26 protein-coding genes are annotated in these 22,571 nt (G+C 66.7%); 22 read left to right on the top strand and 4 right to left on the bottom strand.

Annotated features, from left to right (window positions below; all coding sequences use genetic code 11):
* Nucleotides 1–218: 218 nt before the first annotated feature.
* Entirely contained in the window at nt 219–2,108 is a 1,890-nt protein-coding gene (gene parE / locus WDC87_RS07065) for a DNA topoisomerase IV subunit B (RefSeq protein WP_252744316.1), read from the bottom strand.
* A gap of 171 nt (nt 2,109–2,279) precedes the next feature.
* On the opposite strand from parE, the gene WDC87_RS07060 reads away from it, so the two are divergent.
* The 10 genes from WDC87_RS07060 to truD all read left to right on the top strand — a co-directional run bounded on the left by WDC87_RS07060 (nt 2,280) and on the right by truD (nt 10,173).
* Nucleotides 2,280–2,513, top strand: a complete 234-nt coding sequence (locus WDC87_RS07060) for a hypothetical protein (RefSeq protein ID WP_005408997.1) — start codon at nt 2,280–2,282, stop codon at nt 2,511–2,513.
* 400 nt (nt 2,514–2,913) lie between these two features.
* Nucleotides 2,914–4,578, top strand: coding sequence for a CTP synthase (locus WDC87_RS07055; RefSeq protein WP_005408998.1), 1,665 nt, complete (start codon nt 2,914–2,916; stop codon nt 4,576–4,578).
* Between the two features lie 89 nt (nt 4,579–4,667).
* The gene (gene kdsA, locus WDC87_RS07050) at nt 4,668–5,498 is read left to right on the top strand and encodes a 3-deoxy-8-phosphooctulonate synthase (RefSeq protein WP_049412800.1); all 831 of its coding nucleotides are present in this window, start codon (nt 4,668–4,670) and stop codon (nt 5,496–5,498) included.
* A complete protein-coding gene (locus WDC87_RS07045) occupies nt 5,495–5,842 on the top strand; it encodes a hypothetical protein (protein ID WP_252744317.1) in 348 nt (115 codons plus the stop codon). Before kdsA ends, WDC87_RS07045 begins: the two co-directional genes overlap by 4 nt.
* On the top strand, nt 5,842–6,171 hold the full coding sequence (locus tag WDC87_RS07040) for a hypothetical protein (protein WP_188218068.1): 330 nt from the start codon (nt 5,842–5,844) through the stop codon (nt 6,169–6,171). The genes WDC87_RS07045 and WDC87_RS07040 overlap by 1 nt, the downstream gene beginning before the upstream one ends.
* Before the next feature lie 96 nt (nt 6,172–6,267).
* The gene (gene eno, locus WDC87_RS07035; protein WP_252744318.1) at nt 6,268–7,560 is read left to right on the top strand and encodes a phosphopyruvate hydratase; all 1,293 of its coding nucleotides are present in this window, start codon (nt 6,268–6,270) and stop codon (nt 7,558–7,560) included.
* 4 nt (nt 7,561–7,564) lie between these two features.
* Nucleotides 7,565–7,918, top strand: a complete 354-nt coding sequence (ftsB, locus tag WDC87_RS07030; RefSeq protein ID WP_005416028.1) for a cell division protein FtsB — start codon at nt 7,565–7,567, stop codon at nt 7,916–7,918.
* Nucleotides 7,915–8,613, top strand: coding sequence for a 2-C-methyl-D-erythritol 4-phosphate cytidylyltransferase (gene ispD / locus WDC87_RS07025; RefSeq protein ID WP_005416029.1), 699 nt, complete (start codon nt 7,915–7,917; stop codon nt 8,611–8,613). Before ftsB ends, ispD begins: the two co-directional genes overlap by 4 nt.
* A gap of 34 nt (nt 8,614–8,647) precedes the next feature.
* Nucleotides 8,648–9,145, top strand: a complete 498-nt coding sequence (gene ispF / locus WDC87_RS07020; protein WP_061480165.1) for a 2-C-methyl-D-erythritol 2,4-cyclodiphosphate synthase — start codon at nt 8,648–8,650, stop codon at nt 9,143–9,145.
* Nucleotides 9,142–10,173, top strand: coding sequence for a tRNA pseudouridine(13) synthase TruD (truD, locus tag WDC87_RS07015; RefSeq protein ID WP_252744319.1), 1,032 nt, complete (start codon nt 9,142–9,144; stop codon nt 10,171–10,173). Before ispF ends, truD begins: the two co-directional genes overlap by 4 nt.
* A 70-nt stretch (nt 10,174–10,243) precedes the next feature.
* Here the strand turns inward: truD and WDC87_RS07010 are convergent, their stop codons facing one another.
* A complete protein-coding gene (locus WDC87_RS07010) occupies nt 10,244–10,783 on the bottom strand; it encodes a Smr/MutS family protein (RefSeq protein ID WP_072166690.1) in 540 nt (179 codons plus the stop codon).
* 209 nt (nt 10,784–10,992) lie between these two features.
* Between WDC87_RS07010 and surE the strand changes: the two genes are divergently transcribed.
* The 5 genes from surE to WDC87_RS06985 all read left to right on the top strand — a co-directional run bounded on the left by surE (nt 10,993) and on the right by WDC87_RS06985 (nt 14,537).
* Nucleotides 10,993–11,772, top strand: a complete 780-nt coding sequence (gene surE, locus WDC87_RS07005) for a 5'/3'-nucleotidase SurE (protein ID WP_005416031.1) — start codon at nt 10,993–10,995, stop codon at nt 11,770–11,772.
* Nucleotides 11,769–12,446, top strand: a complete 678-nt coding sequence (locus WDC87_RS07000) for a protein-L-isoaspartate(D-aspartate) O-methyltransferase (RefSeq protein WP_005416032.1) — start codon at nt 11,769–11,771, stop codon at nt 12,444–12,446. Before surE ends, WDC87_RS07000 begins: the two co-directional genes overlap by 4 nt.
* 18 nt (nt 12,447–12,464) lie before the next feature.
* Nucleotides 12,465–13,079, top strand: a complete 615-nt coding sequence (locus WDC87_RS06995) for a YqaA family protein (protein WP_005416033.1) — start codon at nt 12,465–12,467, stop codon at nt 13,077–13,079.
* Nucleotides 13,076–13,858, top strand: coding sequence for a peptidoglycan DD-metalloendopeptidase family protein (locus WDC87_RS06990; RefSeq protein WP_005416034.1), 783 nt, complete (start codon nt 13,076–13,078; stop codon nt 13,856–13,858). The genes WDC87_RS06995 and WDC87_RS06990 overlap by 4 nt, the downstream gene beginning before the upstream one ends.
* A gap of 190 nt (nt 13,859–14,048) precedes the next feature.
* The gene (locus tag WDC87_RS06985) at nt 14,049–14,537 is read left to right on the top strand and encodes a hypothetical protein (RefSeq protein ID WP_180886048.1); all 489 of its coding nucleotides are present in this window, start codon (nt 14,049–14,051) and stop codon (nt 14,535–14,537) included.
* A gap of 28 nt (nt 14,538–14,565) precedes the next feature.
* Here the strand turns inward: WDC87_RS06985 and WDC87_RS06980 are convergent, their stop codons facing one another.
* Together WDC87_RS06980 and yhbY are read right to left on the bottom strand one after the other, a co-directional pair.
* A complete protein-coding gene (locus WDC87_RS06980) occupies nt 14,566–14,940 on the bottom strand; it encodes an Mth938-like domain-containing protein (protein ID WP_061480160.1) in 375 nt (124 codons plus the stop codon).
* A 13-nt stretch (nt 14,941–14,953) separates the two neighbouring features.
* A complete protein-coding gene (yhbY, locus tag WDC87_RS06975; protein WP_019658872.1) occupies nt 14,954–15,259 on the bottom strand; it encodes a ribosome assembly RNA-binding protein YhbY in 306 nt (101 codons plus the stop codon).
* Between the two features lie 65 nt (nt 15,260–15,324).
* Between yhbY and rlmE the strand changes: the two genes are divergently transcribed.
* The 7 genes from rlmE (at nt 15,325) to hflX (ending at nt 22,474) form a co-directional block, all read left to right on the top strand.
* Nucleotides 15,325–15,957, top strand: a complete 633-nt coding sequence (gene rlmE / locus WDC87_RS06970) for a 23S rRNA (uridine(2552)-2'-O)-methyltransferase RlmE (protein WP_006431652.1) — start codon at nt 15,325–15,327, stop codon at nt 15,955–15,957.
* A gap of 69 nt (nt 15,958–16,026) precedes the next feature.
* The gene (gene ftsH / locus WDC87_RS06965; RefSeq protein WP_252744320.1) at nt 16,027–17,961 is read left to right on the top strand and encodes an ATP-dependent zinc metalloprotease FtsH; all 1,935 of its coding nucleotides are present in this window, start codon (nt 16,027–16,029) and stop codon (nt 17,959–17,961) included.
* A gap of 102 nt (nt 17,962–18,063) precedes the next feature.
* A complete protein-coding gene (locus WDC87_RS06960; RefSeq protein ID WP_049482998.1) occupies nt 18,064–18,249 on the top strand; it encodes a hypothetical protein in 186 nt (61 codons plus the stop codon).
* Nucleotides 18,250–18,927: 678 nt separating this feature from the next.
* Nucleotides 18,928–19,824: a dihydropteroate synthase gene (gene folP, locus WDC87_RS06955; RefSeq protein WP_164093503.1), complete on the top strand. Its 897-nt coding sequence runs from the start codon at nt 18,928–18,930 to the stop codon at nt 19,822–19,824.
* The gene (miaA, locus tag WDC87_RS06950; RefSeq protein ID WP_227837856.1) at nt 19,824–20,777 is read left to right on the top strand and encodes a tRNA (adenosine(37)-N6)-dimethylallyltransferase MiaA; all 954 of its coding nucleotides are present in this window, start codon (nt 19,824–19,826) and stop codon (nt 20,775–20,777) included. The genes folP and miaA overlap by 1 nt, the downstream gene beginning before the upstream one ends.
* A gap of 96 nt (nt 20,778–20,873) precedes the next feature.
* Entirely contained in the window at nt 20,874–21,149 is a 276-nt protein-coding gene (gene hfq / locus WDC87_RS06945; RefSeq protein WP_004152891.1) for an RNA chaperone Hfq, read from the top strand.
* Between the two features lie 14 nt (nt 21,150–21,163).
* On the top strand, nt 21,164–22,474 hold the full coding sequence (hflX, locus tag WDC87_RS06940; protein WP_134970140.1) for a ribosome rescue GTPase HflX: 1,311 nt from the start codon (nt 21,164–21,166) through the stop codon (nt 22,472–22,474).
* Nucleotides 22,475–22,571 lie beyond the last annotated feature (97 nt).

Genomic DNA, 22,571 nt, shown 5'->3' with positions numbered 1-22,571 from the left:
CTCGCACGGAGTATCACAAAACACTCTTGAGTGGGTGTTTTTAGGTGGCGGCCGCGGGCTTCGCGGAGCATGGGGGGGGGGGGGGGTGGGGGGCGGGAGACAAGTGGCCTGGGCGCCTACGGGGGGGGGGCGGGCGGGGGGGCGGCCGCCGCCCCGCGCCCGCCCGGCGCGCGGCGGCCCCCCCCCCCCCCCCCCCACTACCGGATGATGGGGCTGGATCAGACTTCCAGCGAAGCCAGGTCGCCCTTCGACTCCAGCCAGCCCTTGCGGTCGGACGCGCGCTTCTTGGCCAGCAGCATGTCCATCAGCGAGCGGGTCTGCTCGCCATCGTCCACGGTCAGCTGTACCAGGCGGCGCGTATCCGGGTGGATGGTCGACTCGCGCAGCTGCGGCGGATTCATTTCGCCCAGGCCCTTGAAGCGGGTGACGTTGATGGCGCCCTTGATCTTCTCGCGTTCGATCTTGTCCAGCATCGAGCGCTTTTCTTCTTCGTCCAGGGCATAGAACACCTGCTTGCCTACGTCGATGCGGAACAGCGGCGGCATCGCCACGAACACGTGGCCGGCATCGACCAGCGCCGGGAAGTGCTTCAGGAACAGCGCGGTCAGCAGCGTTGCGATGTGCAGGCCGTCGGAGTCCGCGTCGGCCAGGATGATCACCTTGCCGTAGCGCAGGCCGCTGATGTCGTCCTTGCCGGGGTCGCAGCCGATGGCGATGGCCAGGTTGTGTACTTCCTCCGAGGCCAGCACGCTGTTGGACGAGACTTCCCAGGTGTTCAGGATCTTGCCACGCAGCGGCATGATCGCCTGGAAATCCTTGTCGCGAGCCTGCTTGGCGCTGCCGCCTGCCGAGTCACCTTCCACCAGGAACAGCTCGGTGCGCGACAGGTCCTGGCTGATGCAGTCTGCCAACTTGCCGGGCAGGGCCGGGCCCTGGGTGATCTTCTTGCGGACGACCAGCTTCTCGGTCTTCAGGCGCGCGCTGGCACGCTCGATGGCGATCTGCGCGATCTTCTCGCCCAGTTCCACGTTCTGGTTCAGCAGCAGGCTGAACGCATCATGGGCGGCACCTTCGACGAAACCGGCGGCCTGGCGCGAGGACAGGCGCTCCTTCGTCTGGCCGCTGAACTGTGGGTCGGTCATCTTCAGCGACAGCACGAACGACACGCGGTCCCACACGTCTTCCGGGGCCAGCTTGACGCCACGCGGCAGCAGGTTGCGGAAGTCGCAGAACTCGCGCAGCGCTTCGGTCAGGCCGGTGCGCAGGCCGTTGACATGGGTGCCGTGCTGCGCGGTGGGAATCAGGTTGACGTAGCTTTCCTGCACCAGCTCGCCTTCCGGCAGCCAGGCCACGGCCCAGTCAACTACCTCGGTGTCCTTCTTCAGGCTGCCGACGAACAGCTCGGCCGGCAGCATCTCGCGATCACCCAGCTCCAGCTTCAGGTAATCGCGCAGGCCGTCTTCGTAGTACCAGGTATCGACTTCACCGGTGGCTTCATCGGTCAGCTTCACAGTCAGGCCCGGGCACAGCACGGCCTTGGCGCGCAGCAGGTGCTTGAGCGCGCGCACCGCGAACTTCGGCGTATCGAAGTACTTCGGGTCCGGCCAGAAGCGCACGCGGGTACCGGTGTTCTTCTTGCCGACGCTGCCGACCACTTCCAGCGGCGTGGCACGGTCGCCGTTGCGGAAGGTGATGCGGTGTTCGGCACCGTCGCGCTTGATGTGCACCTCCACCAGGGTCGACAGCGCATTGACCACGCTGACGCCGACGCCGTGCAGGCCGCCGGAGAAGGTGTAGTTGTTGTTGCTGAACTTGCCGCCTGCGTGCAGGCGGGTGAGGATCAGCTCGACACCCGGGATCTTCTCCTCCGGATGGATGTCCACTGGCATGCCGCGGCCGTCATCGCTGACCTCCACGCTGCCGTCCTTGTACAGGGTGATCTCGATCGAACGGGCGTGGCCGGCGAGGGCTTCGTCCACCGAGTTGTCGATCACTTCCTGCGCCAGGTGGTTCGGGCGCGCGGTGTCGGTATACATGCCGGGACGGCGCTTGACCGGGTCAAGGCCGGACAGGACTTCAATATCGGCGGCGTTATAGCGGGCGTTCATCTGTCTTCGAAAGCTTGGAGCGACGGGCAAGTGTGGGGTCTGGCACGGGAATTTGCACGCCTGCGGTTCAGCCTCGGCGGCGGGGAGGGGGTAAAATGGCAGCCGCTGGAATCTGAACGCCGGCGGCCCCGTTGGGTCTGAACGTCCAAGCCATACCGCGAGGAGGACCTCATGAAGAAGTTGCTGACCATTGCGATCCTGGCCGCTGCCGCCGTTGCAGTGCCGCTGGTGGTGGCGCAGAACGCCGGCCAGCCGGCCCCGCAGCAGGGTGGCCAGGCCGACAAGGCGCAGGCCGAAGCCGATGCCAAGGCCAAGCGCCGCGCCCAGGCCAATGCCGAAATGAAAGCGCAGGGCCAGCCGGCCCCGCAGCAGGAAGAGGAAGAAGAGGCGCGGAAGAAGAAGTAATTCTTCCGCCCTCCGAATCCCTTGCCGCAAGGGATTCGCCCCCCGACGCCCCGCCCAGCGGGGCGTTTCTTTTGAGTGACGGCCGCAACTGCCCCTTGGGTTGGCGCCCATCAATCTGTAAACTATGGCTTTCCGGGAGTAAGTGCGTGTCCACCCTTTGCGAATGGGCTGGCACGACCATGCGTGGTCGCCAGCAATGCGGGTCGCAGGTGACGGTCGATTTGACCGGCACGGCCGCCCCGACCTCGCACGATGGTTCCCGTCCGGCCCCCGCTGCCGCACGGATCCGCACCTCCCTCGCTGCTACAGCGAACCGGAAAACCCCCTCTGAGCACCATGCCCGCCCTCCGGGTGCGCGTGGTGCTGCCGTTTTCCATTTCCAGACAGGATGCTTGCAGCCATGACTCCCTTGATATTCGTAACCGGCGGCGTGGTGTCCTCGCTCGGCAAAGGCATTGCCGCCGCGTCGCTGGCCGCCATTCTCGAAGCCCGTGGCCTGAAGGTCACGATGATGAAGCTCGACCCGTACATCAACGTCGACCCGGGCACCATGAGCCCGTTCCAGCACGGTGAGGTGTATGTCACCGACGACGGCGCGGAGACCGACCTCGACCTGGGCCACTACGAGCGCTTCGTGCGGACCCGCCTCAGCCGCAAGAACTCGGTCACCACCGGCCGCATCTACGAGAACGTGATCCGCAAGGAGCGCCGCGGCGACTACCTGGGCGCGACCGTGCAGGTCATTCCGCACATCACCGACGAGATCCGTCGCTGCATCGACGAAGCCACCGAAGGCTACGACGTGGCACTGGTCGAGATCGGCGGCACCGTTGGCGACATCGAGTCGCTGCCGTTCCTGGAAGCGATCCGCCAGGTGCGCACCGAGCGTGGCCCGGAGAAAGCGCTGTTCATGCACCTCACTCTGGTGCCGTACATCGGCGCCGCCGGTGAGCTGAAGACCAAGCCGACCCAGCACTCGGTGAAGGAGCTGCGTTCGATCGGCATCCAGCCGGACGTGCTGCTGTGCCGCTCCGAGCAGGCGGTGCCGGATTCGGAGCGCCGCAAGATCGCCCAGTTCACCAACGTTTCCGAGCGTGCGGTGATCAGCGTGCCGGACGTGGACGTGCTGTACCGCATCCCGTCCGGCCTGCATGCACAGGGCCTGGACGAAATCGTGGTGAACCAGCTGAAGCTGGCCGACAAGGCCGGTCCGGTCGATCTGTCGATGTGGGAAGACGCGGTCGATGCGACCCTGCACCCGCTGGACGAAGTGACCATCGCCGTGGTCGGCAAGTACGTCGATCACCAGGACGCCTACAAGTCGGTCGGCGAAGCACTGAAGCACGGCGGCCTGCGCCAGCGCACCAAGGTCAACCTGAAGTGGCTGGAAGCACAGGACCTGGAAGGCACCGACATGGCCGCACTGGCCGATGTCGACGGCATCCTGGTGCCGGGTGGCTTCGGTGACCGTGGTTTCGAAGGCAAGGTGCTGACCTCGAAGTTCGCCCGCGAGCAGCAGGTGCCGTACTTTGGCATCTGCTACGGCATGCAGGCGGCGGTGGTCGATTACGCGCGCAACGTGGTTGGGCTGGAAGGTGCCAACAGCACCGAGAACGATCGCCAGTCGCCGAACCCAGTGATCGGCCTGATCACCGAATGGCGCACCGCCACCGGCGATGTCGAGAAGCGCGACGACAAGAGCGACCTCGGCGGCACGATGCGCCTGGGCCTGCAGGAGCAGCGCCTGAAGCCGGGCACGCTGGCCCGCGAGCTGTACGGCAAGGACGTGGTCGCCGAGCGCCATCGCCACCGTTACGAGTTCAACAACCGCTACCGCACCCAGCTGGAAGATGCGGGCCTGGTGATCGCCGGCAAGTCGATGGACGACACCCTGGTGGAAGTGGTCGAGCTGCCGCGCGACGCCCACCCGTGGTTCCTGGCCTGCCAGGCGCACCCGGAATTCCTGTCCACGCCGCGTGACGGCCATCCGCTGTTCATCGGTTTCATCCGTGCCGCGCGCGAGCGCAAGGCCGGCGGCAAGCTGCTTTCCGAAGCGCGCGCCTGACTTGTGAATGGGGGCTTCGGCCCCCATCCTGCATGCTTCAACCCCCAGCGCACCGGCCCGGCCGGTGCTGCGGACAACAAGGAAACGCCATGAAACTGTGTGGATTCGAGGTCGGGCTGGACCAGCCCCTGTTCCTGATCGCCGGCCCCTGCGTGATCGAGTCGATGCAGCTGCAGCTCGATACCGCCGGCAAGTTGAAGGAGATCACCGACAAGCTCGGCGTCAACTTCATCTTCAAGTCCAGCTTCGACAAGGCCAACCGTACTTCGGGCACCGCGTTCCGTGGCCCGGGCATGGAAGAGGGCCTGAAGGTCCTGGCCGAGGTCAGGAAGCAGATCGGCGTGCCGGTGCTGACCGACGTCCACGAATACACCCCGATGGACGAAGTGGCCTCGGTGGTGGACGTGCTGCAGACCCCGGCGTTCCTGGTCCGCCAGACCGACTTCATCCGCAAGGTGTGCTCGGCCGGCAAGCCGGTCAACATCAAGAAGGGCCAGTTCCTGGCGCCGTGGGACATGAAGCCGGTCGTGGAGAAGGCCAAGGCCACCGGCAACGAGCAGATCATGGTCTGCGAGCGCGGTGCCAGCTTCGGCTACAACAACCTGGTCAGCGACATGCGTTCGCTGGCGGTGATGCGCGAGACCGGTTGCCCGGTGGTGTTCGACGCTACCCATTCGGTGCAGCTGCCGGGCGGGCAGGGCACCAGTTCCGGTGGCCAGCGTGAGCACGTGCCGGTGCTGGCCCGTGCCGCCGTGGCGGTGGGCATCTCCGGCCTGTTCGCCGAGACTCATCCGGACCCGTCCAAGGCGCTGTCCGATGGTCCCAACGCGTGGCCGCTGGACCAGATGGAGGCCCTGCTCGAGACCCTGATGGAACTCGACGCGGTGACCAAGAAGCACGGTTTCTCGCGCTTCGCGTGAGTCGTGACCCGTGGGTGGCGCTGGAAACCCAGCGTCACCGCCGGCACTGGAGACAGTGGCCGTGGGGTCTGCTCGCGCTGGGGCTGTCCGTGGTGTTCACCGTGGGCATGTTCTGCCTGGTGCTGATCGGTGCTGCATCGGTGCGGCCACCGGGTGATGGCAGCAGCGCGCCCGATCTTCGGGCGTACTTCATTGCGCTGCTGGTGGCAGAGCTGGTCGGCGCCGTGGGGTGCGTCGCTGCCGCCGTACTGGCCTGGCGCCTGAACCGTGGCAAGGTGGCCGCCGGGTTGGCGATCGTCCTGCTGTCGCTGTGGCTTGGTGCCCTGTTCTACGGGCTGTTCTGATGAATGCGACCCTGGCAACCCGTGATCGGCCCTGGGGCTTGATCGCGCTGGCGCTGGCTGTTCTTGCCTGGGCCGGCCTGGTGGCAGCTGTATTCGCCTTCGCCGCCAGTTTCGGTTCGCCCGGGGATGGCAGCCATGGCATGCAGGCCATGCAGTACTGGATCCTGGCTGCACTGACCATGCTCGTGCTGTCCTTTGTTGGCAGCCTGGTGGCGATGGTGATGGCTTGGCGTTGCCGCCGCGGCGGCGTATTGGCCGCCATTGCCGGTGGCCTGCTGGTGGTACTGGTGTCGTTGATCCTGATGGTGATCGGGGCCACTCTGGCCTGACGGCGCCTGCGCCATTTGGCAAGTGGCGGGCAGCCGGGGATAATCACGCGGCATTCGTTTTGTCGCCCCCTCTCCAGACAGGTAACCGGCCCGACCATGAGTACGATCCGCAGCATCCACGCCCGTGAAATCCTCGACAGCCGTGGCAATCCCACGCTGGAAGCCGAAGTCATCCTGGAGGACGGTTCGTTCGGTCGCGCCGCGGTTCCCTCCGGCGCCTCGACCGGTACCAAGGAAGCGGTCGAGCTGCGTGACGGCGACAAGACCCGTTACCTGGGCAAGGGCGTGCGCAAGGCCGTGGATAACGTCAACACCACGATTGCCGCCGCGCTGAAGGGCTTCGAAGCCACCGACCAGGCCGGCCTCGACCGTCGCCTGATCGATCTGGACGGCACCGAGAACAAGGGGCGGCTGGGTGCCAACGCGCTGCTGGGTGTTTCGATGGCCGCCGCGCACGCCGCCGCCGCATCCAGCAAGCAGGCGCTGTGGCAGTACCTGGCCGCCCGGACAGGCGTGGCGCCGTCGCTGCCGGTGCCGATGATGAACATCATCAACGGCGGCGCGCATGCCGACAACAACGTCGACTTCCAGGAGTTCATGGTGCTGCCGGTGGGCTTCACCTCGTTCTCCGAAGCATTGCGCGCTGGTACCGAAATCTTCCATTCGCTGAAGTCGGTGCTGAAGGGCCACGGCCTGAGCACGGCGGTGGGCGACGAAGGCGGCTTCGCGCCGGACTTCCGCAGCAACGTCGAAGCGCTGGACACCATCCTCGAAGCGATCGGCAAGGCTGGCTACACCGCCGGTGAAGACGTGCTGCTGGGCCTGGACGTGGCCTCCAGTGAGTTCTTCGAGAACGGCAAGTACAACCTGGTCGGTGAGAACAAGCGCCTGACCTCCGAGCAGTTCGTCGACTTCCTCGCCGACTGGGCCGCGCAGTACCCGATCATCACGATCGAAGACGGCCTGGCCGAGAACGACTGGGCCGGCTGGAGGCTGCTGACGGACCGCATCGGCAAGAAGGTGCAGCTGGTCGGTGACGACCTGTTCGTGACCAACCCGAAGATCTTCCAGGAAGGCATCGACTCGGGCACCGCCAACGCGATCCTGATCAAGGTCAACCAGATCGGCACGCTCAGCGAAACCCTGGAAGCGATCGCCATGGCCGACCGCGCCGGCTATGCCGCCGTGGTCTCCCACCGCTCGGGCGAAACCGAAGACACCACCATCGCCGATATCGCGGTGGCCACTACCGCCACCCAGATCAAGACCGGCTCGCTGTGCCGCAGCGATCGCGTGGCCAAGTACAACCAGCTGCTGCGCATCGAGGAAGCCCTCGGCGCCGGCGCGCGTTACGCCGGTCGTGACGCGTTCGTTTCGCTGAAGCGCTGAGCCGATGCGCGACTGGCGCTGGATGCTGCTGGTGCTGGCCCTGTTGCTGGGCTGGCTGCAGTACCGCTTCTGGTTCGGTCCGGGCAATTCGGGTGAAGTGATGATGCTCGAAGCCCAGGTCGCCAACCAGGAACGGGACAATGAGGGCCTGCAGCAGCGCAACGACGCGCTGGCCGCCGAAGTGAAGGACCTCAAGGAAGGCCAGTCCGCCATCGAGGAACGCGCGCGCAGCGAGCTGGGCATGATCAAGCCCGGCGAGAAGTTCTACCGCGTGGTCGAGGATGCGCCGGTCCGTCCGGCGCAGCCCGCTGCAGGCGTCACTGTCCAGGCCGGCGATCACCCGGCGGACGTGCCATGAGCGCGGCGATCTGGGTGGTGGTTCCGGCTGCCGGCCGTGGCGCCCGCTTTGGTGCGCCGCTGCCCAAGCAGTACCTGCAGGCGGGCGGGCAGATCCTGCTCGCCCATACCCTGGACGCGCTGCTGGCGCATCCGGCCGTGGCCGGCGCAATGGTGGTGATCGGCCAGGACGATGGCGACTGGCCGGGCTGGAGCGAATGGGCCGGCAAACCGGTACTGACCTGCATCGGTGGCGCGACCCGTGCCGCCTCGGTGCTGGCCGGGCTGCAGGCACTGCCGGACTCGGTGCGCGCCGACGAATTCGTGCTGGTCCACGACGCCGCGCGACCCAACCTGTCGCTGGCTGATCTTGGCCGCCTGCTTGAAGTCGGGCGTGCCGATCCGGTCGGGGCGATCCTGGCCGCACCGGTGCGCGACACCCTCAAGCGTGCGGGCGACGACGGTGGCATCGATGGCACCGAACCGCGCGAGCGGCTGTGGCGTGCGCTGACACCACAGCTGTTCCGCCGCCACCAGCTCAGCCGCGCGCTGTCTGACGCCGCCGCTGCCGGTGTCGAAGTCACCGACGAGGCCATGGCCATGGAGCGCCAGGGCCAGCGCCCGCTGCTGGTGGAAGGCAGCGAGGACAACTTCAAGGTCACCACCCCGGCCGATCTGGACCGGTTCGAATTCGTACTTTCCCGCCGCGCCGGCTGACTGCCTGCGCGGCCCTGCTGCAAGGGCTGCATCCATGAGCACCGCACCGTTCCCGCCCGTCCGTATCGGCCAGGGTTACGACGTCCATGCCTTCGGTGAAGGCGATCACATCATGCTCGGCGGGGTGAACGTGCCGCACAGCTGCGGCGTGCTGGCGCACAGCGACGGTGACGTGATCCTGCACGCCTTGTGCGATGCGATGCTCGGTGCGTTGGCACTGGGCGACATCGGCCAGCATTTCCCGCCGAGCGATGATCGCTGGAAGGGCGCCGACAGCAGCGATTTCGTGCGCCATTGCGACAGCCTGCTGCGCGAGCGTGGCTGGCGCGTTGGCAACACCGACATCACCGTGATCTGCGAGCGGCCGAAGGTTGGCCCGCATGCGCTGGCCATGCGTGAGCGCATTGGTGGGTTGCTGCAGCTGCCGCTGGACGCGGTCAGCGTCAAGGCCACCACCTCGGAGAAGCTGGGCTTCACCGGCCGCAGTGAAGGCATCGCCGCGCAGGCGGTCGTGTTGCTGGTGGCGGCATGATCCCGCTGCCGTTGGCGTTTGGTGCGCCGCTGTTGACGGCGCGCATCCGCACCACGCCGGACGATTTCCAGGTGGATGAACTGCCGGCGTTCGAGGCCACCGGTGAAGGCGAGCACCTGCTGCTGCACATCCGCAAGCGCGGCGCCAACACCGTGCATGTGGCCAAGCTGCTGGCCAAGTGGGCGGGCCTGCCGGAAATGGCGGTGAGCTACGCAGGCATGAAGGATCGCCATGCGGTCACCACCCAGCGTTTCAGCGTGCACCTGCCCAAGCGCATCGCGCCGGACCTGGCCGAGCTGGCCAGTGACGAGATCGAAGTGCTCGAAGCGACCTGGCACAACCGCAAGCTGCAGCGTGGTGCACTGGCCGGCAACCGCTTCAGGCTGGTGCTGCGCGAGGTGCAGGGCGATGCTGCGGCGATCAGCGAGCGCCTGCAGCAGATCGCCGGGCGCGGCTTGCCGAACTGGTTTGGCGAGCAGCGCTTCGGCCGCGACGGCGGCAACGTGCCGGCGGCATTGGCGATGTTCGGTGGCCGCCGCATGCGCAAGGACCAGCGTTCGCTGCTGCTGTCAGCCGCCCGCTCGGCGCTGTTCAATCGTGTGCTCGCCGCGCGCGTGGAGCAGGGCAACTGGGATCAACCGCTGGACGGTGAAGTGTGGATGCTCGATGGCAGCCGCAGCGTGTTCGGCCCCGAACCCTACACCGACGTGCTGGCCGAGCGCCTGGCGCGTTTCGACATCCATCCCAGCGCGCCGCTGTGGGGCGAAGGCGAGCTGCGCAGCGCCGACGCTGCACGTGAGCTGGAGCTGGCCGCGCTGGACGACGAGGACTCGAAGGCGCTGCGCGCTGGCCTGGAAGACGCACGGCTGAAGCAGGAGCGCCGCGCGCTGCGCCTGCGCCCGGCATTGCTGCAGCATCAGTGGCTGGCCAGTGATGTACTGGAACTCTCGTTCGCGTTGCCGCCGGGCAGCTACGCCACCGCCGTGCTGCACGAACTCGGCCCCGTCGAAGACGCCGCGCAGGCCTGATAGAAAAAGGGGACGGAGGGAATCAAGTCGTTTGTGGCACAAACGACTTGATTCCCTCCGTCCCTGTTTCTCAACGCCGTGCCAGCAGCACCAGCACCGCGCCGGTGCCGCCTTGCCCGGCCGGCGCCGAATGAAACGCCAGCACGTCGTTGCGCAGCCGCAGCAGACGATCGACCAGGTTCTTCAGCACCGGTGCACCGCCATCGGATTGCAGGCCCTTGCCGTGGATGATGCGCACGCAGCCATACTCGTGTGCATGCGCTTCCAGCAGGAACTGGCGCAGCAGGGTTTCCGCCTGCGCGGCGGTGGCGCCGTGCAGGTCCAGCTCATCCTGCACCGAATACTGGCCGCGCTTGAGACGCTGGAACAGGCGCGGTGGCAGGTTGTCGCGGCGGTAGCTGGCCACGTCGCCCGCTTCCAGCGGCGTACTGTCGCGCAGCAGCCGGGCGAACTCGCCCGCGGCTTCGGCGTCGTCGCGTTCGGCCATGCGTGCGCGCGGCTTCGGCCGGGGCGCAGCAGGCGCCGGTTCGGCATCCTTGCGCAGCGGCGTCACTTCACCGATGGCCGCACGGAACAGCGCGGCCGGATCTTCGTCTTCAGGGTGCGACATGTGCACAGGGTAAACCGCCGGCGCGGGTCTGCCTATGACGGCTCGATGTCGGTCGTGACCGCCGGCAGGGTAGGACCGGCGGCTCGCATGCGGCACAATAGACGATGCCCTTGCAGGGTCGACGGCTTCCGCAGGGGAGTACGACGGTCCCGCCCACACTGCACGGTGACGGAATCGAATTCTTGGAAAATCAAGCGGTTAAATCGAAGATGCGAATCCTGGTCAGTAATGACGATGGTGTCGACGCCGCAGGCATCCGGATGCTTGCTTCGGTCCTGCGCGAGGCCGGACACGAAGTCACGGTGGTCGCGCCTGACCGCGATCGCTCCGGTGCCAGCAACTCGCTGACCCTGGACCTGCCGATCCGGCTCAAGCGCATCGACCATTACACCGTCTCGGTGGCGGGCACGCCGACCGACTGCGTGCATCTGGCGCTGACCGGCCTGCTTGAATTCGAGCCGGACATCGTCGTGTCAGGCATCAACAACGCCGCCAACCTCGGCGACGACGTGATCTATTCCGGCACCGTCTCGGCGGCGATGGAAGGCCGCTTCCTCGGCCTGCCGGCGGTGGCGGTCTCGCTGGTCACCCGCAACCACGATCCGAAGCACTTCGACACCGCCGCGCGTGCCGCAGTGGAGATCGTCGCCCGGCTCAAGGCCGATCCGCTACCGGCCGACACCATCCTCAACGTCAACGTGCCGGATCTGCCGTGGAGCGAGGTCAAGGGCTTCGAGGTCACCCGCCTCGGCAACCGCCATCGTGCCGAAGGCTGCATTGCGCAGAAGGATCCGCGCGGCAACGAGGTGTACTGGATCGGCCCGGCCGGGCGCGAGCAGGACTCCGGCCCGGGCACCGACTTCCACGCGGTGCGTACCGGCCACATCTCGATCACCCCGATCCAGGTGGACCTGACCCGCTACCAGGCGCTGGAGAAAGTGGCCAGCTGGGTGGGTGGCCTCAGCGCCGCGCTGGACCGGCCGGCATGAGTCCACGCCTGCGACTGCAGCCGGAAGCTGTCGGCATCGGCATGACCTCGCAGCGCGTGCGTGACCGTCTGGTCGATCGCCTGCGCGAAGCTGGCATCGTCGACGAGTCCACCTTGAACGCAATCCGGGTAGTGCCGCGCCACCTGTTCATCGATGAAGCACTGGCCTCGCGTGCCTATGAGGACACCGCGCTGCCGATCGGCCATGGCCAGACCATCTCGCAGCCCTGGGTGGTCGCCCGGATGACCGAGGCAGTGCTCCAGGTCGCGCCGAAGCGCGTGCTGGAAGTTGGCACCGGCTCGGGCTACCAGGCCGCCATCCTGGGCGCGCTGGGCCTGGAGGTCTACACCGTGGAGCGAATCGGTGACCTGTTGCGGCAGGCACGCAAGCGCTTCCGCGCACTGGGCATGAACATCCGCACCAAGCATGACGACGGTCGCGCCGGATGGGCCGAGCACGGTCCGTTCGATGCCATCGTGGTCACCGCCGCGGCGCCTGCACTGGTCGATGAACTGGTCGGGCAGCTGGCTGAAGGGGGGCGCCTGGTGGCGCCGGTGGGTGGCCCGGGCGGACAGTCGCTGGTGCAGCTGGACCGCAAGCCCGATGGCAGCATCGAACAACGCGTGCTGGCGCCGGTCACGTTCGTGCCGCTGCTGTCTGGCATGCTCGACTAATCCACGGAGCAGGGTTGCATGAAGATTTTCGGGCCGCTGTACGAGCGGGCGATGAAGTGGGCGGCGCACGAACGCGCGCCGACCTATCTGACGGTATTGAGTTTCTTTGAAGCGATCATCTTCCCGGTGATGCCGGAAGTGATGCTGGCACCGATGTGCGTGGCCCAGCCCAAGCGTGGCTGGTGGTTCGCCACCCTCAGCCTGGCGGGCTCGATGGTCGGCGCGCTGGTGGGTTACGCGCTGGGTCATTACGCTTTCGAGGCGATCAAGCCAGTGTTCGAGGCGCTGGGCATGCTTCCAGCGATCGAGCAGGGCATCACCACCGTGCAGGCGAAGATGGCCGAATCACCGTGGGCGGTGTTCACCTTCCTGGTGCTGGGCGGCTTCATGCCGATCCCGATGAAGGTCTTCACGTGGGCATCGGGTATCGTCGGCGTACCGATGCCGCAGTACCTGTTGAGCATGTTGATCGGTCGTGGCAAGCGCGTGTTCGTGCTGGCCGCGGTCATCCGTATCGGTGGTGCGCGTGCCGAAGCGGCGCTGCGTCGCTGGATTGAACCGCTGGGCTGGATCGCCACCGTGCTGGTGGTGGTGCTGATCGCCTGGCTTGTATGGAGGTCGAAGTTCGCATGAATCCTGATCGTCTGAGCAAGGGAGTGCGCATCGGCGCGCTGGCGTTGCTGGTTTCCACACTGGCCGCCTGCGGTACCGCCACCGTGGTCCGCCCGGGCGGCGGCAACGCTGGTGGCGTGACCACGCCGAAGACCTCGGTACCCAAGCCTGGGCAGACCGTGGTGGTGCGCAAGGGCGACACCATCTATGCGCTGGCCCGCATCCATGACATCACCCCGGCCGACCTGATTGCCTGGAATCGTCTGGACAACCCGTCGACCATCTACCCCGGCCAGGTGATCCGCCTGTATCCGCAGGGGGCCACCAGCGGCCGTGCGCCGACCACGGTGGTCACCCCGCCGCGTTCGGCTGGCAGCAGTGGCGGCAGCACCGCGCCGGCCCCGGCGCCGGTCGGGCCGGTGAAGAGCAACATCGCCTGGCGCTGGCCAGCCGATGGCGCGATCGTCGGCCGCTACGTGGCCGGTGACGCGACCAAGCAGGGCGTGGACATCGCCGGCACCAGCGGCCAGCCGGTCAAGGCAACCGCCAACGGTGTGGTGGTGTACTCCGGTGCCGGCCTGGTCGGCTACGGCGAACTGATCATCATCAAGCACAGCGACCAGTGGCTGTCCGCCTATGGTCACAACCGCAAGCGCCTGGTGAATGAAGGGCAGAGCGTGAAGGCTGGCGAGCAGATCGCCGAAATGGGCCGCACCGGTGCGAACCGCGACATGGTCCACTTCGAGATTCGCTACAACGGCAAGCCGGTCGATCCGCAGCAGTACCTGCCGGCACGGTGACGCGGTTGGAACAGGGAATGCCGGGCCATGCCTGGCGTTCCTGACCTGTAGAGTCGAACCATGCTCGACTCGCTGTACCTGGCCGCCGCGAGTGGCCATCTGCGATCTTCAGTGGCGCATCTCAAGCTTCCCGGCAAGCCAGGGAAGCGGCATGCTTCAACGGAACCAGCCCCCCCCGATCCGGTGCCGCATGTCTCGACCAACAGCCCTTTTCGTGCTGCTCATCGTCGCGCCTTTGGCGACCGCCGCCAGCGATCCACGTGACGTGGTCACCCGTCTCTACGACGCCATCCAGGCGCCGACGTCGAACGAAACGGCCATTTCTTCGCTGCTGGGCGATGCACTGCGCTCAGCGGTCGATGCGCAGCATGCTTACGAGCGGGCCTGTACCGCGCTGGCCGCGCACGATGAGAAACCGCACATGCTCGACCAGAGTCCGTATCTGCTGGCGCCGGATCGACCGGACACGGTAGCGGTGGGAATGCCCGAATCGAGGGGTGACGCGACCTGGATCCGCGTCGACATGGCAGTGGGCGACTATCGCTGGACCGACCGGGTCCTGCTGCAGCGGCAGGACCGCGACTGGAAGGTCATGGATATCCGATGGGGGCAGGGCGGCCACCTGATCGGCCGGCTCCAGGAGTTCTCGGCACTCCGCTGCGCGCCTTCAGGCCGCTAGCGGCCGGAGGCGCCGGTGGCTCGAGAACTCAGCCTTCCAGGATGAAAGCAGCCGCAACCTTGCGGCCTTCGCCGGCCAGGATGTTGAAGGTGCGTGCAGCAGCCGGATTGTTCATCACTTCCAGGCCGATGCCGCGGGACAGGCAGGCGGCCATTACCACCGCCGGCGGGAACACCTGGCGGTCACCGGTACCCAGCACGATCAGCGCCGGATTCAGCGCCAGGATCGGCTCGAGGTCCGCCAGCTGCAACGCAGCGGCACTCGCCACCGGCCAATGCGCGACCAGCTGGTCCGGGGTCAGGAAGAAGCTGCCGTCCAGCACCTGGTCATTGACCTTGGCCGAGCGGCCATCGGCGGCGCGCAGGCTGTAGGCGTAGTCGGGCGGTTCGTGGTTCAGCTGCATGACGGTAGGGCGATCAGCCGCGCGGCAGCACGATCTGGCGCTGTTCCCTGCTCGGGCGGTACAGCACGGCGACGTGGCCGATGCGCTGCACCAGCGCGCTTTCGGTGGCTTCGACGATCTCGCCGATCATCACGTCACGGGCCTCGCGGTCTTCGGCAGCGACCTTCACCTTGACCAGCTCGTGGCGCTCCAGCACTTCGTTCAGCTCAGCAATGAAGGCCGGGGTCACACCCTTGCCGCCGGTCTGCAGCAGGGCCTTCAGGTCGTGGGCTTGGCCGCGCAGGAAACGGGTCTGGGAGGCGGTCAGGGCGATGGACATGCAGGAAAAGACGGTTGAATGGGGCGATCAGGGTATCATGAGGACCCCATCAGCCCCTATTTTCAATGGCTACCCGCAGCAAAAGCAGCCAGCGCTGGCTCAAGGAACACTTCTCCGACCCCTTCGTGAAGAAGGCGCAGGCCGAAGGCATGCGCTCGCGTGCCGCCTACAAGCTCGAAGAGCTGCTGGAACGTGACCGGTTGCTGAAGCCGCACATGGTGGTGGTCGACCTCGGCGCGGCCCCGGGCGGCTGGTCTCAACAGGTGCGGAGACAGATCGGCGATACCGGCCGGGTGCTGGCCCTGGATATCCTGGACATGCCGCCGCTGGCCGGCGTGGAGTTCCTTCATGGTGACTTCAGGGAAGAAGCCGTCCTATCGCAGTTTGAAGCCATGCTCGGGGACCAGCCGGTAGACCTTGTGCTGTCGGACATGGCCCCCAATAAGAGTGGTGTGGGCGCGGTCGACCAGCCGCGGATGATGCACCTGGCGGAGCTGGCCCTGGATTTTGCCGACAACCACCTGAAGACCGGTGGGGCATTCCTGATCAAGCTGTTCCAGGGCGAGGGCTTTGACGACTACGTGCGCGAGATGCGCCGCCGGTACGACAAGGTCTCCATCCGCAAGCCGGAAGCCTCGCGCAAGCGCTCTCCCGAGGTGTACGCCTTGGGTCAGGGAAAACGCGCCCACATGAAGTAAGCTCGCAATGTACGCAAGTTCGACCCCCACGCAACGCCAGCACTGAGAGGAACACCGGAGCCAATGAGGATGAACGACTTGACCAAGAACCTCCTGCTATGGGTGGTCGTCGCCGTCGTGCTGATGGTGGTCTTCCAGAGCTTCTCGCCGAAGTCCTCCGGAGCCGGCGCGCAGGGTGCGTCGTACTCGCAGTTCCTGGACCAGGTGGACAGCGGCAACGTGCAGAAGGTCGCCTTCGGCGGCGACATGCGCGGCGGCACCAGCCAGCTGACCTACACCACCCGCGGCGGGCAGACATCCACCATCACCGCACCGTTCGATCGCGACCTGATCAACGTGCTGCGCACCAAGAACGTGGAGATCGTGCAGGAGGAGCCGTCCAGCGGCATCTCCCTGGGCGCGATCCTGATGAATTTCCTGCCGGTCATCCTGATCATCGGCTTCTGGTTGTTCATCATGCGGCAGATGCAGGGCGGAGGCGGCGCTGCCAAGGGCGCGATGTCCTTCGGCAAGTCGCGCGCCAAGCTGCAGGGCGAAGACCAGATCAAGGTCACCTTCGCCGACGTCGCCGGCTGCGATGAGGCCAAGGAAGAAGTGGGCGAGCTGGTCGACTTCCTGCGCGACCCGTCCAAGTTCACCAAGCTGGGCGGCAAGATTCCGCGCGGCGTGCTGATGGTCGGGCCGCCGGGTACCGGCAAGACGCTGCTGGCCAAGGCCATTGCCGGCGAAGCCAAGGTGCCGTTCTTCTCGATCTCCGGTTCGGACTTCGTGGAAATGTTCGTCGGCGTCGGCGCCAGCCGCGTGCGCGACATGTTCGAGCAGGCCAAGAAGCATGCCCCGTGCATCATCTTCATCGATGAAATCGACGCTGTCGGCCGCCACCGTGGCGCCGGCCTGGGCGGCGGTCATGACGAGCGCGAGCAGACCCTGAACCAGCTGCTGGTCGAAATGGATGGTTTCGAAGGTGGCGAAGGCGTGATCGTGATCGCCGCGACCAACCGCCCGGACGTGCTGGACCCGGCGCTGCTGCGTCCGGGCCGTTTCGACCGCCAGGTCGTGGTTGGCCTGCCGGACGTGAAGGGTCGCGAGCACATCCTGAAGGTCCACATGCGCAAGCTGCCGCTCGCCGACGATGTCGAGCCGATGGTGATCGCGCGGGGTACCCCGGGCTTCTCCGGTGCTGATCTGGCCAACCTGTGCAACGAGGCGGCCCTGTTCGCCGCGCGTGGCAACGAGAAGGAAGTCCGCATGGACCACTTCGACCGTGCCCGCGACAAGATCCTGATGGGTGCCGAGCGCCGCTCGATGGCCATGAGCGAAGAAGAGAAGACCCTGACCGCCTACCACGAAGCCGGCCACGCCATCGTCGGCCGCCTGGTGCCCGAGCACGACCCGGTCTACAAGGTCACGATCATCCCGCGCGGCCGTGCGCTGGGCGTGACCATGTACCTGCCGGAAGGCGACAAGTATTCGATGAACCGCGTGGCGATCAAGTCGCAGCTGTGCTCGCTGTACGGTGGTCGTGTGGCCGAGGAGCTGATCTTCGGTGCCGACAAGGTCACCACGGGCGCTTCCAACGACATCGAACGCGCCACCAAGATGGCCCGCAACATGGTCACCAAGTGGGGCCTGTCCGACCAGCTCGGCCCGATCGCCTATGGCGAAGAGGATGACGAGGTGTTCCTGGGCCGATCGGTCACCCAGCACAAGAGCGTGTCCAACGACACCGCGCGTCGCATCGATGAGGAAGTGCGCAAGATCCTCGACGAAGCCTACGCGCGCACCACCGAGCTGATGACGGCCAACCTGGACAAGCTGCACGCGATGTCCCAGCTGCTGCTGCAGTACGAGACGATCGACGCGCCGCAGATCGACGCCATCATGGAAGGCCGCGATCCGCCGCCGCCGGCCGGCTGGAGCAAGTCGAACAAGGATGGTGGCAACGACAAGGGCGGCGACGCCCGTCCGCTGCCGCCGATCGCGGGCCCGGCCGAATCGCACTGACGGCCCGCTGCGCGTGACACCAGACGAGGCCGGGGCAACCCGGCTTCGTCGTTTCCGGGCTACCGGCCCATTCCGAAGAACCGAACTGACGCTGGAGCCCGCATGTCCGCCCCGAAGCCCGAACCGATTTCCCACACCGCCGAGATGGTGATCGCCACCGTGGTCGGCGTCGGTGTGGGCCTGGGGGCCGACAACCTGCTGCTGGGCTGCGTGGTGGGTATCGCCGTTGGCATCGTGCTGAGCATCGCCAAGACCCTGTACGTGGACCGCAAGCGCCGCCGCCGTTGAGGGGGTGTCGGCAGGGCTGCGCCCTGCACCCGCGGTAGTGCCGGCCGCTGGCCGGCAACCTCAACAGCAACAGCAACAGCGGGCTTTCCGTAGGATGGCGGGGCGGTGTCGGAGTGCGGGGGCGCTGCAAGTACTTCCCTGTAAGCTTGGCAGCCGCATCCATGCGGCTGACACCCCGCCCTCCGACACCGTCCCACCTCTGACAGATTCCTGCTGCTGTTGGTGGCTGTCGACCTTGGTCGACACGGTAGATCCACGCCATGCGTGGATGAATCGCTGTCAGATATCGAAATCAATATGGGGTCAGATCCGTTTTCCTCCGGAAAACGGATCTGACCCCGGTATTTGTTCCAACAGATCGCGGAAATCTGTCGAAGGCGGGGTGGGTCCGGTTGCGGGAGTGTCCGCGGCATGGATGCCGCGGCCAAGCCCCCATGGGTGAGGGCGCTTTGCTTGCGAAGCACTGCTTCGCAAGCGCCCGAACGCACAGCCGCCAGCGGCTGGGCCGGACCGCGGAGCGGGGTTTACGGCGTCTCCCGCAACCGGACCCACCCCGCCTACCCTCAGGAAACCAGCTTCTGCTGTGGCCTGGGCTTTTGCTGTGGCCGTTGCCTCTGCGGGTGCAGGGCGCCGCGCTGCCGAACTAAACTACCCACCGTTGTCCCTGCAGGATTGCCCATGTTCGATACCTCGCCCCAGCTCGACTGCGCCGGCCGCATCCTGCGCCTCGACCGTGCCCAGGTCATGGGCATCGTCAACGTCACCCCGGACTCCTTCTCCGATGGCGGCGCGCACGACACCACCGAGGCCGCAGTCGCTCATGGCCTGAAGCTGGTCGAGGAGGGCGCGGACCTTCTCGATATCGGCGGCGAATCGACCCGGCCGGGCGCTGCGCCGGTATCGGTGGAGGAGGAACTGCGCCGGGTGATTCCGGTGATCGAGCAGCTGGCCGCACGCACCCGGGTGCCGATCAGCATCGACACCTTCAAGCCGGAAGTGATGCGCGCGGCCGTGGCGGCTGGCGCTGGCATGATCAACGACATCTTCGGCCTGCGTCAGGAAGGGGCGCTGGACGCCGCCGCTGCAACCGGCGTGCCGGTGGTGCTGATGCACATGCAGGGCGAGCCAGGCCACATGCAGGTCGATCCACATTACGACGACGTGGTCGCCGAGGTGCACGGCTTCCTGGTCCAGCGCCTGTTCGCTGCCGAGATGGCGGGCATTGCGAAGAAGAACCTGCTGATCGATCTCGGTTTCGGTTTCGGCAAGACCACTGCCCACAACATGACCCTGCTGGCACGCTCCGAGCGGTTCCTGGAGCTGGGCGTGCCGATGCTGGCCGGCCTGTCGCGCAAGCGCAGTCTCGGTGAACTGACAGGTCGCGATACGCCGTCCGAGCGGGTAGCGGCCTCGGTGGCCGCGCACCTGATCGCAGTCCAGCGTGGCGCGCGCATCGTACGCGTGCATGACGTGGCGGCCACAGTTGATGCGCTGAAGATCTGGCAGGCAGTCGAGGCCGTGCCAACGCCGCGCGCCGACGCCACGCCGACGATCCGCTGGCCGGACGAAGACTGATGGGCATCGACCGGCGGCCGCTGGCGATCGCCGTGATGGGGCCGACGGCCAGTGGCAAGACCGCCACGGCGATCGCCCTGGCACGGCAGCTGGATGGGGAAATCGTCAGCGTCGACTCGGCACTGGTATACCGCCACCTGGACATCGGTTCGGCCAAGCCCGATGCGACGGAGCGCGCGCAGGCGCCGCACCATCTGCTGGACCTGCGTGACCCCTGGCAGACCTACTCGGCGGCCGAGTTCGCCGCCGATGCCGGGCGGGTCGTGGCCGACATCGTGGCGCGTGGCAGGACGCCGATCCTGGCCGGTGGCACTGGCCTGTACTTCCGGGCGCTGCTGCAGGGCCTGTCGCCGATGCCGGAGGCCGACCCTGCAATACGCGAAGCGCTCAGCGCCGAGGCGGCCGAGCGTGGCTGGGCGGCACTGCACGCCGAGCTGGCCAAGGTCGACCCGGCCGCCGCCGCACGTATCCATGCCACCGATCCGCAACGCATCCAGCGGGCGCTGGAGGTCTATCGCCTGACCGGTATCCCCATTACTGAATGGCAGCGCCGGCCGGGCGTAGCGCCATTGCCGGTGCGCACCCTCAAGCTTATCCTCGCCCCACGCGACCGTGCGGTTCTTCACCAGCGCATCGAGGCGCGCTTCGACGCCATGCTGGGGCAGGGGTTTCTCGACGAGGTGCGGGCATTGCGCGCGATGCCGGAAATGGCTGCCGTGGCGGCGCCCTTGGACCTGCCGGCAGTGCGTGCGGTCGGCTATCGGCAGGCCTGGGAGTACCTGGACGGGGAGGAGGATGCCGCCCGTTTCCGTGACAAGGCGATCTTTGCCACCCGGCAACTGGCCAAGCGCCAGCTGACCTGGCTGCGCGGCGAGCTTGATGCGCGCTGGTTCGACCCCCATGTTGATGGTGAGCGCCTGGCCAGCGCGGTGTCGACCTTCGTCGCACGCTGAATCCCCGCCAGCCGTGTAACATCATCGGTCGGCGGGCGGCTCGGGGGCCGCGGCAACCGTCGGCAACCCAATAAGAACAATAATCAGGAGTGTGCAATGTCCAAGGGGCAATCGCTGCAGGATCCTTTCTTGAACGCACTGCGGCGCGAACGCGTGCCGGTTTCGGTGTACCTGGTGAACGGCATCAAGCTGCAGGGCACGATCGAGTCGTTCGACCAGTTCGTGGTCCTGCTGCGCAACACGGTCAGTCAGATGGTCTACAAGCACGCCATTTCCACCGTCGTTCCGGCACGCAACGTGAAGGTCGGTCCGGGCGGCGGTTACGTGCAGTCGGGTGAAGGTGGTCAGGCAGGTGATGAAGCAGACGAGTAATACCGGAGCGGTGAATGTTTGACCGCTCGAAAAAGGGTGAACACGCCCTGTTGATCCAGCCCCATTTCGGCAAGCTGGAAGACGATGTGCTCGAAGAATTCGGTGATCTGGCCCGCTCGGCCGGGGCCAGCATCGCCGCGACGATCACTGCGCGCCTGGACCGTCCGAATCCGTCGACCCTGATCGGCAGCGGCAAGCTGGACGAGATCAAGGCAGCGGCCGACGCCAGCGGGGCCGACCTGATCCTGGTCAACCATGCATTGAGCCCGGGCCAGGAGCGCAACCTGGAACGTTTCCTCGAGCGCCGCGTGATCGACCGCACCGGCCTGATCCTGGACATCTTCGCCCAGCGTGCGCACAGCCACGAAGGCAAGCTGCAGGTCGAACTGGCACAGCTGCGCCACCTGGCTACGCGGCTGGTGCGCGGCTGGACCCATCTGGAGCGCCAGCGCGGCGGTTCGATCGGCCTGCGCGGCCCGGGTGAAACCCAGCTGGAAACCGACCGCCGCCTGCTGCAGAAGCGGGTGGAACAGCTGCAGAAGCGCCTGGAAAAGGTCGAAGTGCAGCGCACCCAGATGCGCCGTGCGCGTGTGCGCAGCGAGCTGCCGCGCGTGGCCCTGGTGGGCTACACCAACGCCGGCAAGTCGACTCTGTTCAACGCCATGACCGGCGCTGAGGCCTATGCCGCCGACCAGCTGTTCGCAACGCTGGATCCGACCGTGCGCCGCATCGCGGTGCCGGGGGGCAACGTGGTGCTGGCCGATACCGTCGGCTTCGTCCGCGATCTGCCGCATGATCTGGTCGCGGCGTTCCGCTCGACCCTGTCCGAGGCGCGCGAGGCCGACTTCCTGCTGCATGTGGTCGACGCTGCCGATCCGCACCGCGAGGAGCGCATCGCCCAGGTCGACGAGGTGCTGACCGCAGTCGGTGCCGGTGACCTGCCGCAATTGCTGGTGTTCAACAAGATCGACCGCATCGACGGCGCCGACGTGCGCCACGATGGCCAGGACGGTATCCCGGATGAGTCGCGTCGTGAGCGGGTCTGGATTTCCGCGCGTGACGGGCGGGGGCTGGAGCTGCTGCAGGCGGTGCTGGGCAAGCGCCTGGGCCTGCAGCATGTCTCCGGCGAACTGCGCCTGCCGCCGGATGCCGGCCGCCTGCGCGCGCGCCTGCACCAGCTGGAAGTGATCCGCAGTGAGCAGGCTGATGAGGAAGGCTGGCTGCTGCATGTCGACTTGCCGATTGCCGAAGCCGAGAAGCTGGCCGGCAGTGCCGATGGCGCCCCGATCCGCGCGCTGCTGCCGGAAAAACCGCCGGAGTGGTGAGGTAGCGGCCGATGCCCGGTAGTGCCGGCCGCCGGCCGGCAGCGCAACCATCCCGGATGGGCGCGACATCTGGCTGTCATCTGCGGTACAACGTGCA

Origin of the sequence: Stenotrophomonas maltophilia group sp. Smal12 (assembly GCF_037079935.1) — a bacterium.
GTDB lineage: Bacteria > Pseudomonadota > Gammaproteobacteria > Xanthomonadales > Xanthomonadaceae > Stenotrophomonas > Stenotrophomonas sepilia.
This window is presented reverse-complemented; position numbering and strand designations above follow the sequence as displayed.

What these genes read in the sequence shown, in the direction of transcription:
- ispD (WP_005416029.1), top strand. Translation starts at nt 7,915, where the DNA reads ATGAGCGCGGCGATCTGGGTGGTGGTTCCGGCTGCCGGCCGTGGCGCC.
- kdsA (WP_049412800.1), top strand. Translation starts at nt 4,668, where the DNA reads ATGAAACTGTGTGGATTCGAGGTCGGGCTGGACCAGCCCCTGTTCCTG.
- miaA (WP_227837856.1), top strand. Translation starts at nt 19,824, where the DNA reads ATGGGCATCGACCGGCGGCCGCTGGCGATCGCCGTGATGGGGCCGACG.
- eno (WP_252744318.1), top strand. Translation starts at nt 6,268, where the DNA reads ATGAGTACGATCCGCAGCATCCACGCCCGTGAAATCCTCGACAGCCGT.
- WDC87_RS07000 (WP_005416032.1), top strand. Translation starts at nt 11,769, where the DNA reads ATGAGTCCACGCCTGCGACTGCAGCCGGAAGCTGTCGGCATCGGCATG.
- WDC87_RS07040 (WP_188218068.1), top strand. Translation starts at nt 5,842, where the DNA reads ATGAATGCGACCCTGGCAACCCGTGATCGGCCCTGGGGCTTGATCGCG.
- rlmE (WP_006431652.1), top strand. Translation starts at nt 15,325, where the DNA reads ATGGCTACCCGCAGCAAAAGCAGCCAGCGCTGGCTCAAGGAACACTTC.
- WDC87_RS07055 (WP_005408998.1), top strand. Translation starts at nt 2,914, where the DNA reads ATGACTCCCTTGATATTCGTAACCGGCGGCGTGGTGTCCTCGCTCGGC.
- hflX (WP_134970140.1), top strand. Translation starts at nt 21,164, where the DNA reads ATGTTTGACCGCTCGAAAAAGGGTGAACACGCCCTGTTGATCCAGCCC.
- WDC87_RS06995 (WP_005416033.1), top strand. Translation starts at nt 12,465, where the DNA reads ATGAAGATTTTCGGGCCGCTGTACGAGCGGGCGATGAAGTGGGCGGCG.
- parE (WP_252744316.1), bottom strand. Translation starts at nt 2,108, where the DNA reads ATGAACGCCCGCTATAACGCCGCCGATATTGAAGTCCTGTCCGGCCTT.
- yhbY (WP_019658872.1), bottom strand. Translation starts at nt 15,259, where the DNA reads ATGTCCATCGCCCTGACCGCCTCCCAGACCCGTTTCCTGCGCGGCCAA.
- truD (WP_252744319.1), top strand. Translation starts at nt 9,142, where the DNA reads ATGATCCCGCTGCCGTTGGCGTTTGGTGCGCCGCTGTTGACGGCGCGC.
- ftsB (WP_005416028.1), top strand. Translation starts at nt 7,565, where the DNA reads ATGCGCGACTGGCGCTGGATGCTGCTGGTGCTGGCCCTGTTGCTGGGC.
- WDC87_RS06980 (WP_061480160.1), bottom strand. Translation starts at nt 14,940, where the DNA reads ATGCAGCTGAACCACGAACCGCCCGACTACGCCTACAGCCTGCGCGCC.
- WDC87_RS07060 (WP_005408997.1), top strand. Translation starts at nt 2,280, where the DNA reads ATGAAGAAGTTGCTGACCATTGCGATCCTGGCCGCTGCCGCCGTTGCA.
- WDC87_RS06990 (WP_005416034.1), top strand. Translation starts at nt 13,076, where the DNA reads ATGAATCCTGATCGTCTGAGCAAGGGAGTGCGCATCGGCGCGCTGGCG.
- surE (WP_005416031.1), top strand. Translation starts at nt 10,993, where the DNA reads ATGCGAATCCTGGTCAGTAATGACGATGGTGTCGACGCCGCAGGCATC.
- folP (WP_164093503.1), top strand. Translation starts at nt 18,928, where the DNA reads ATGTTCGATACCTCGCCCCAGCTCGACTGCGCCGGCCGCATCCTGCGC.
- hfq (WP_004152891.1), top strand. Translation starts at nt 20,874, where the DNA reads ATGTCCAAGGGGCAATCGCTGCAGGATCCTTTCTTGAACGCACTGCGG.
- WDC87_RS06960 (WP_049482998.1), top strand. Translation starts at nt 18,064, where the DNA reads ATGTCCGCCCCGAAGCCCGAACCGATTTCCCACACCGCCGAGATGGTG.
- ftsH (WP_252744320.1), top strand. Translation starts at nt 16,027, where the DNA reads ATGAACGACTTGACCAAGAACCTCCTGCTATGGGTGGTCGTCGCCGTC.
- WDC87_RS06985 (WP_180886048.1), top strand. Translation starts at nt 14,049, where the DNA reads ATGTCTCGACCAACAGCCCTTTTCGTGCTGCTCATCGTCGCGCCTTTG.
- ispF (WP_061480165.1), top strand. Translation starts at nt 8,648, where the DNA reads ATGAGCACCGCACCGTTCCCGCCCGTCCGTATCGGCCAGGGTTACGAC.
- WDC87_RS07010 (WP_072166690.1), bottom strand. Translation starts at nt 10,783, where the DNA reads ATGTCGCACCCTGAAGACGAAGATCCGGCCGCGCTGTTCCGTGCGGCC.